Here is a 10,170-nt window from a genome sequence, read left to right on the forward strand (position 1 = left end):
TGCTGGCGTCTTCCGGGCTCAGGTCGAGCAGGACCTGGCTGAGGCGGTTCTGGGTATCGTAACTATAACGGGTGTTGCTGGTGACTTTGCCATCAGCGGCGACGATGCGTTCCTGGGACAGGTTGTTACCGGTATAGATAAATTCAACCGTTTCACCATTGGCGTTGGTGATCTTGGACAGCAGTTCGCCGTTGTAGTTGTAGGTAGTGACGTTGCCGCTTACATCACTAGCATTGGCTAACTTCCACGTGCCATTACTGCCCTGGTAAGTTTCTGTCTGGTGGCTAACGGTGTCTGTCCACGTCCACGTCGTGCCGTCGCTGCTTAGGGTGTCGAATTGACCGCTGCCTTGTGTTGAGACATAGAGTTGGCGGGTGCTATCATAAATGTATTTGACAACGCTGCCATCCTGGCCAGCACGATAGACGGAACTACCGGCTTTGTTCAACTCTCCATTCAGTGCCGCTACACGGCGATAGCCATTGAGCCACCACGCATCTCTATTGTCGTCACTCAGCTTGCCTTGGCTGTTGTACGTCCTCAATATCGATATATCATTTCCAAGTCCCGACAGCAAAGCATCTGCATCTCGCAACACCAGATTACCTGTCGCCAGATTAACTGCTGCTATCTCACCATTCTTGCCTGCTACTATATTTAGCAGGGACAGATTTTGCTGGCTAGCCGCATAAACACTGTCATCAAAAATGACGACTGTGCCATTTGCAGTTACAGCTGTAATGGTTTTGAGTGTACCAGCGCTATCGTAATTATATGTGGAGACTTCGCCTTGCTTATTTGTGACATTGGCTATTTGACCAACCGCATTATAGGTATAAGTCTCTGTTTTACCTTGAGTATCAACAAAGGATTGTAAACGACCCGCATTGTCGTAATTGCTCACATTGCCGGTTTTATCCGTTGTACTCAATAACTGGTTATTTTTGTCGTAGGTTTTACTTTCAATATTTCCCTGCGCATCAATTTTTCCAGTCGTTTGTGTTAGTACATTACTCGACGTATCGTAAGTGTATGCGGAATAAACTGCTCCAACTTTTGTGGCGTAGCCAATCGTTTGACCTTGGTTATTGTATGTGTATGTTTCTGTCTTACCTTGAACATCAGTATTACTTAAACTATGGGCAAGCAAATTACCTGCTTTATCATAGGCATAAGTAATGACAACGCCATTTTTATCGGTATAACTAGCCTTTTGACCCAAGCTATTGTAAGTGTAACTTTCGGTTTTCCCTTGATAATCTGTAACACTTATTAGACGACCAGCTTTGTCGTAAACATAGCTGGTCAATTTGTCCTTGCTTCCATCCGCGCTAATGGCATTTTTTATGGTTGAATAATTGCTGTCAGAAACGCTAATGGCGTTAGCATATTGCACTGTTTGCTTGAGATGCAAACCATCATAGATATTTTGAGTAACCAAACCTTGTGCATCTACCGTATATACCAGGCGATTAGCCTCATCATAAGCACGACGTTCAGTGTGATCCAAAACACTCTTTTTGCTATTCATCAGGCTGAGAACAGCGTCAGCCCTGGCACCTAGAGCAACACTTTGGACATTGATGTGATTAGCATAGCTTGTAGTAGCTGTCAGATTACCGACTTTGTCGTATGCATATCCAGTTACTGCACCATCTGCAGCGATCTTGAAGCCCATACGACCAGTCGGCTCATAAGCGTAAGACTCAACTTGGTCCTGGACTGCAATTGGCAATGTAGAGATACTCAATGCTGCCATCGGCGGCACGGTAATTTTAGTCGCATACTGAATACTGCGAACAACATGACCTTCAGGATCATAGGTATAGCTTGTTGCATTACCAAGCGCATTAACTTCAACCGCCAAATGTCCATCATTGTCATAATAACGATAAGAGATTTGATCATTCGCGCTGGCTGCTGGAATCAAGGCGTTCAAGGCCGCTTTGTCGGCAGCAACACCGATGCCAGCTGTATTGATAGCGGCAGCATAACGATGCAACTGGCTGATACGGCCATCAGGATCGTAGGCCGTGGTAGTCACACCACCGGCAGCATCAATACTGATTACCTGGCGATTCTGGCTGTCATATGCATAGTGGGCGACGTTGCCGTTCGCATCTATCACACTGATGACATTGTTGTTGGCGTCATAAGCGTACTTACGGCTTGTGGTAATACCATCATCTGATGATTCGCTAATGCGACGGCCCAAAGCATCATAGGTATAGCTTTGTACCAATGAAGCATCCCTGCCATTGCCCTTTTGCGTAACTTTGAGAGTTTTTCCCGCCTCGTCGTAGCTGTATTCGGTTATAAGATGCAAACCATCTGGGTCAACAATGCTTTGCAGCAATTGGCCTTTGTGGTCATAGACCAGTTTGGTAACTTTGTTATCGGCATCAGTGATTTGAACCTGGCGGCCGAAAGCATCGTATTTGTAGCTGGTGACCAGGGTTTGACCACCTGCCATGGCCAGGGTTTTGCTGGTCAGGCGATCAGCATCATCGTAAGCATAAGTGGTGATGTTGCCGTTTTCGTCTGTGCTTTGCGTCAGACGATCAGACTTGTCGTAGATATTCGCTGTTGTATTGATTCCACTGACTGCCGAATGATTACGGGTAAGTAAATTACCGTCGTAATCATAAGTCATGAAGTCACTATTCACCTCCGAATAATCATGCCCTCTGATATCCCCGACGCGATTTATATAGACTTGTCCACGGACCTGGCCTGCTACTGAAACGATCGCCGTTTGATCACCACTCCTTGAATCTAAATACCAATAGCTTGTAAGAACCCCTAGTGCATCCGTTTGTGTAAAAATTCTACCAAATGCATCGTATTTTGAAGTAGTAGCACTACCAGTTGCCATATCCTTGACTTCAACAACACGGCCTAATCGGTCAAACTGCTGCTGCGTCACATTGCCCATGGCATCCACTGTACGCCAGGCACGGCCAAAAGCATCATAGTCAGTGTGTACTGTCTGATGCAGGTTGGCCGTATCGCGTATAGTGTCTGTTACTGCACCGCGTTTGTCGTAATGCAGCTCCGTGTCGATATGCTTGGCATCAGTGACTTTGACCTGTTCACCAAATTGATCATAGGTGTATGTCGTGAGCTGATTATTCGCGTCGGTCATTGTGACCATACGGCCATCGAGGTCATAGCTATAACTGCTACGAATATCATTCGTCTGGTCAGCGATCGCCTGGATTTTTTGCGTGAAATCGGCTGTTTGCAATCCACCTGAGAGACCACTTAAGCCTGTCAGACGTGTCGCATACTGGACCTTATCAGTCAATTGTCCCAAATGGTTATAACGCTGCTCTGTCACCTCACCAAGTGCATTAATGGTGAAGGTCAGATGTCCTGCATTGTCATAGTAATATAACGTACGATGACCATTTTGATCTGTGCTGCTGGTGCGGCGATTACCGGCATCGTAGGTGTAAGCAGTGCCATAATCTTTCCAAATCTGGCTGATCGTCACTGGATCAGTCGTATTGCGCAGCAGCTCGCTACCATTTCCTTTCACCGTCGCAATAACTCTTCCAAATTTGTCATAAGCGGTGTCTTGAGTACGGCGCAAAGCAGCGCGGCTATCAACGATGCCGTTTGAAATCAACAGACCCGTTTGAGCATCAAAAATGTTTTTGGTTTTTGTAGTGAAATTATCATTTCTATATTCACCAATAAACGTGTTAGTGGTTTCCAGCCGCCCTAATTTATCAAAAGTTTGCGTGACGGTTTGCCTATTGGGGTCAACATAATCCGGGCGCACGCGATCCCAGCTCACTGACAAACCAAAACCTCCTGAGAGATCACCGTTATAGGTGGTCTTTTGCGTTACGTGTCCGGCCTGGTCGTATATGTACTCGGTCGGCGTTCCCTCCGGATTGACGTACGCAATGATACGGTCACTAGCATCATAAAAATAAAAGTCGATTACATCTTTACCACTGCTTGCAGCGAGTAAGCTCGAAAATCTACTATCTACTTTGGCATTCTTATTTTTCGTAGCGTAGGCAACGGTGGTTCTAAGGCGTCCTGCGTTGTCATAGCGATATTCAACAATGCCGCCTTCCGCGTCAATTTTACCTATGAGTTTCTGATCCTGGTCGTAGTAACAGTAGCTGATGCGGTCATTGACTGCGTCAGCGGCTACTGTCACATCCTGGGCCGTGGCATTGATGCCTATCGTAGACGGATTGAGGGTGTTGACACGCTGGACCGTGGATACCAGTTTGCCTGCAGCGTTGTATTGAAACTCAGTCACCTCACCCAGCGGGCTGATTGTTTTACCTATACGGCCAAGACTATCGTACAAAGTACGGCTAACCATGTCGCTGCTGCTGGCAGTGACCGGGATATTATTGACGATGGCGGCAGTTGCATTCGCCGCAGTTTCTTGCACTACCTGTACCTTGATCTGCTGGAATTGACTGGCTGTCAGGGCATTGGCGCGGGCAATGGTCTGGATTTTTTGACCCAGGCTGTTATAGACATATTGGGTGACTTCGCCTTGCCCGTTAATATCTGCCTGGATATTACCTGCAGCGTCATAGATGTGCAGTTGTTCTACGCCACTTGGATCTCTGGAATATACCTGGCGACCAAGTGCATCATAGCGGTATTCTGTAGTCAACTCTCCACCCAGAGTGCTGTTCAGTAAATGACCCCGGCTGTCAAACAGTTGAGTGTCGATACGACCGCTGGCGTTATGTAGAATGACTTTGTGATTGGCGTCATCGTATTCGGTGTAACTAGTCTTTTGCAGGGCATCGGTGGTGCTCAATACGCGCCCCAGACCATCGTAGGTATAGCTGGTCTGATTGTTTTGGCCATCTATGCTAAACAGGAGCTTACCGCTGACATCGTAGCTATATTGTGTAATGCTTTCCGTGCCATTTTTTATGCCCAGGCCATCACTACCGACTTTGCTATAAGTGGTAATACTGGTGACCTGTCCGCGGCTGTTATAGCCATAATCAGTGCGGCTCGTCGCTTCTTGCGTCTGTGAGCTGCTCCAGCTTTGCATCTGATCAAGGCTGGGGCTGAGTACGCCATTGCCATATTTGGCATCGGTAAAGTGGAGCTCTGCAATTTTTTGGCCATTGCTGTCATAGCGTCGTTCACTAACATTGCCGGTAGAGTTGATCTGGAAGCGCAGGTTATGTTGTGCGTCATAGACGTAGCGTGTCGTCTGTGGGCCATTCAGTTGTTTTCCATCTGCTGTCAGCGCGCTATACAGGGTGCTGGTGAGCAGGTCATTGTTACCGTTGTAAGTATTTTCTACACGATTGCCTTGGGCGTCTGTTCTGGTCAACTGATTACCAGACGCATCATAGGTAAAACTGGTGACATTGTTTTGCGCATCTGTGAGGCTGGCTATATTGCCTGCTGCATCATAAGTGTAGCGGGTGTTCGCTGTTTGGCCATTGGCTGCGGGCGCAATAACGGTCTCAAAACGCTTGTCGGTGTTAGTGGTATAGGTGCTGACATTGCCAAAGGCATCGGTGACTTTGGTCTGGCGATTGACGGTGTCGTAATCGAATTTAGTGACGTTATTATAGGCATCGGTGATGCTGGCAATGCGGGACTCGCCATTGACTGGAGCGTAGCTGAATTTTTGAGAGCTGCCGTCGGTCTGGGTGATACTTTCTATGAGATTGCCAATCCCTACATACGTGTAGCTTGTCGCATAAACTTTACCATCGGCGATGCTGGCGTCATCAGGACTTAAGTCGAGCAATACCTGGCTCAGTCGATTCTGGGCGTCATATCGGTAATTGGTGTTGCTGGTGACTTTGCCATCGGCAGCAAGAATACGCTCTTGCGTAAGATTATTGCCTGCATAAACAAATTCTACCGCTTCCCCATTGGCGTTGGTAATCCTGGACAATACATCACCGCTGTAGCTATAGGTGGTCGTTTGGCCATTCAAATCGCTCGCTGTCGCCAACCTCCAGGTGTAAGCATTACCGCCCTGATAGGTTTCAGTCCGTTGGCTACCCGCCTGTTTCCAGGTCCAGCTGCTACCATCACAGCTCAGTGTATCAAAGCTACCGCTGCCCTGAGCTGCCACATACAATTGACGGTTACTGTCGTAATTATATTTTACGACAGTGCCATCCTGACCGGCCCTATATACAGAACTGCCGACTTTATTCAACTCTCCAGTCAGCGCTGCTACGCGACGGTATCCATTGAGCCACCACGCATCAGCATTGTCGTCATGGAGTTTCCCCTGGCTGTTGTAAGACCTCAATATCGACACATCATCGCCGCGACCTGACAGCAAGGCATCGGTATCCCGCAACACAAGATTGCCTGTTGCCAGATCAACTGCTGTTACCTCTCCATTTTTGCCAGTACCTATATTGACCAAAGACAGGTTTTGTTGACCGTTCCTGTAAGCGCCATAATCAAAGGTAGTACTTACTCCATTTATTAAAGTGTTAGTTACTCTCTCAAGTGCGCCTGCTGCGTCGTAACTATAGGTCCAAGTTTCTCCATTTTTATTGATGTAACTTGTCTTTTGACGTTGGGCATTATAGGTATAGCTTTCAGTTTTCCCTTGTGCGTCAGTGTTGCTAAGCACATCGACATTGCCATTAATCAAACTAGCTACGGCGTCAGCTTTGATACCTAAGGCCAGTCCCTTCAGATTTATTCGACTTGCATAAAGTGTTGTGTTAACCAATTGCCCGGTTTGATCATACAGATACCCGGTAATTTCCCCGGCAGAGCTAAGTTTGAAACCTAAGCGACCTGCCGCGTCATACGCGAATGATTCAATGTAATCAAGTAAATCGTTTTGAACTCGCGAGAGATTAAAATCAGTTGATGGTGGCACTGCAATCTTGCTGGCATACCGGGTAGCGCGAGCTAAATTACCGGCAACATCAAAAACTTTGTTTGTAACTTCGCCTTGCGCATTGACTTCAGCAAGTTGATGACCGTCTTTATCAAAATAACGATAGGCCTCACCATCTTTTGCAACCAGGCCAGTAGCTAATGTCAGCAGACTTGTGCTGTCAGCTATATTGCCAATTGCTGCGCCATTAATATTGCTGGCATATCTTAATGTTTGACTTATTTGACCGTTGGCATCATATGCAGTACCGGTAACGATGCCAGCAGCATCGATTTTAAGTATCTCGCGATTCTGATTGTCATAGGCATAGTGTGTAGCATTCCCTTGAGCGTCTGTAATGCTAATAAAGTTATTGCTCGCGTCATATTTATAGCTACGGCTGATAGTTAATCCGCCGTCGAGCGATTCACTACTACGACGACCCCGGGTGTCATAGGTGTAAGTCCAGGTGACACCTGTAACGTCTTTAAAACTAAGCAATTGACCAAGACTGTTGTAGCTATATACTTGAGTCTTGCCCGATGAGTCAGTAATCGACTTGGTCAATAATTGCCCAAGTTTGTCATACGTAAATCCAACAATACTTTGTATAGCTGCATTTATGCCAATTGCATTCTTGATGGTATTGGAATCACTACTATTGATTGCGATTGTGTCTCCATATTGAACGGTTTGAGCAAGATGCAGTCCCACATAAACATTTTGACTCACATGTCCTTGTGCATCAACAATGTAAATTAGACGATTGGCTTCATCATAAGCACGGCGCTCAACACGGTCTTCCGCACTTTTTTTGCTATCCATCAATAGGTTAACAACATCAGCCCTAGCGCCAACAGCTACATCATTGACACCTAACTTGCTAACAAAGACCGTCGTCGTCGTCAGATTTCCTACCTTGTCATATACATATCCGGTGACACTACCATTAGTGTCAATTTTAAAGCCAAGGTGCCCGGCAACATCATAAGAGTAGGAGTTACCAAGATCGAGAGCGCTGAAGGGAACGGAGCTTAAACTGAAATCTGCAGGCGGTGGTAATGTAATTTTGGTTGCTACTTTCGTATTACGAACAACATGCCCTTCTCCATCATAAGCGTAAGTAGTGATTTCACCGATTGCACTGACTTCGATAGTCATGCGACCGTCTTTATCGTAGTAACGATAAGACACTTGGTCATTCACATTCAAAGATGGAATCAGCGCCAATAAAGTTGCACTGTCAGCAGGACGACTAATATTTGCGGTATTAATTGTCGACGCGTAGCGACGCACCTGAGTGATACGTCCATTGGCATCATAGGTAGTTCGAACTATGTTACCTGCTGCGTTGATGTTGAGTATTTGTCGATTCTGGCTGTCGTAAGCATAAAAACTAGCAAGGCCCTGGGCATCAATGATGCTGATAACATTATTGTTGGCATCATATTGATATTGTCGGTTAATAGTTACGCCACCATCTTGAGATTCTGTTATCCGGCGACCAAGCGCATCGTAGGTATAGCTTTGTATTGATGTGACAACATTAGCATTACCCCTTTGAGTAATCTTGAGAGTTTTGCCTGTTTCGTCGTAATTGTATTCCGTGACTAAATTCAGGCCATTTGGATCACTGACACTTTGCAGCAACTGACCTTTATGGTCAAACACCAACCTAGTTGTCCTATTCTCTGGATCCGTAATCTCGACTTGATGACCAAAAGCATCGTATTTGTAGCTAGTCACCAATGGCTGACCATTGGTCATATTGAGCGTTTTAGTCAAAAGACGATCGGCGTCATCGTAAGTATAGGTGGTTATATTGCCGTTTTCATCTGTACTTTGCGTCAGACGATCTGACTTGTCATAGATATTGGTCTTGGAAGTTCCTCCGTTTGGGGTTGAACGAGATGTGCCAATTAAATTCCCATCCTTATCATATAGATAGCTTACTCCGCTATTAGTACTTGATTCAGAATCCTTCTCACCAGTTCGGAGAAATGCTACATTTGAAAAAACACCTTCCGCAGACGTTGTAGTAACGGCTATTACGCGTGGCCCCCACTGATAGCCAAATTGAGTTACCGCTCCCTTCGCATCAATTTTCGTCAATACTCTGCTGAACGCATCATAGGCTGTTTTTGTGGCACTTCCACTCGCGACATCCTTCACCTCCACAACCTGACCCAGCTTATCCAATTTCTGCTGTGTGACATTACCCATTGCGTCAACGGTACGCCAGGCGCGGCCAAACGCGTCATAATCTGTATGTACTGTTTGATGCAGGTTTGCTGCATCTCGTATGGTGTCTGTTACTAAACCGCGTTTGTCATAATGCAGTTCAGTATCAATTTGTTTAACGTCAGTGATCTTAACCTGTTGACCAAACTGATCATAGGTATAGCGGGTAAGCTGATTATTTGGATCAATCACTGCGACTAAGCGGCCATCCAGATCATAGGCATTGCTGGTTCTGATGTTGTCAGCAGAATTCGCTATCGCCTGGACTTTTTGATTAAAATCTGCAGTCTGCAAACCACCATTCAGTGCATTCAAACTCGTCAGACGGTTTGCATATTGAATCGTGTCTGTCAGTTGTCCAAGATGGTTATAATTCTGCTCTGTCACCTCTCCCATCGCATTGACGGTAAAAGTCAGATGTCCTGCCTGATCGTAGTAGTAAAGAGTACGATGACCGTTTTGATCTATGCTACTGGTGCGGCGGTTGGCACTATCGTAAGTATAGGCAACACCGTAGTCTTTCCATATCTGAGCAATCGTCGTCGGATTTGACGTGTAGTCTAACAAATCACTGCCATTGCCTGCAAGGGTACCAATAACTCGGCCATATTGGTCATAGGCCGTATTTGCAGCACGTTTCAGAGCTACCCTGGCGTCAACAATAGCCGTAGAAGACAATTGACCTGTCTTATCATCGTATTTATTTTTTGTTTTCTTAATACGATTTACACCATTACCATCACCAATTTGAAATGTCGTCGTATCCAAACGTCCCAATTGATCATAGCTTTGTTGCAATACTTGCCTGTAAATATCATTCTGGGGACGTAGACTTTCCCAAGTCTGCGTCAGACTCACTGATAACAGCTGTATCGAGTAGTTTGTCTTTTGAGATACATTCCCATTTTTGTCATACGCATAGTCAATCGCATACCCTTCTGCATTAACGCTTCCAATTAATTGGTTCTCAGCATTGTAGAAGTTGTAGCTGACCGCATCCGCTGCCGGATTTTGGGTGATGAGTCCGCTCAACTGGCTATTGACCTGCGCACTCTTGTTCTGCGTCG

The 10,170-nt window shown here is 46.0% G+C and carries 1 protein-coding gene; it reads right to left on the minus strand.

Going from position 1 to position 10,170, the window contains the following annotated elements:
* On the minus strand, positions 1-10,170 hold a 10,170-nt coding region (locus ACO0LD_RS31540), incomplete at both ends, for a hypothetical protein (protein WP_423013464.1).

The organism is Undibacterium sp. Ji83W (genome assembly GCF_049340385.1).
Lineage (GTDB): Bacteria > Pseudomonadota > Gammaproteobacteria > Burkholderiales > Burkholderiaceae_D > Undibacterium.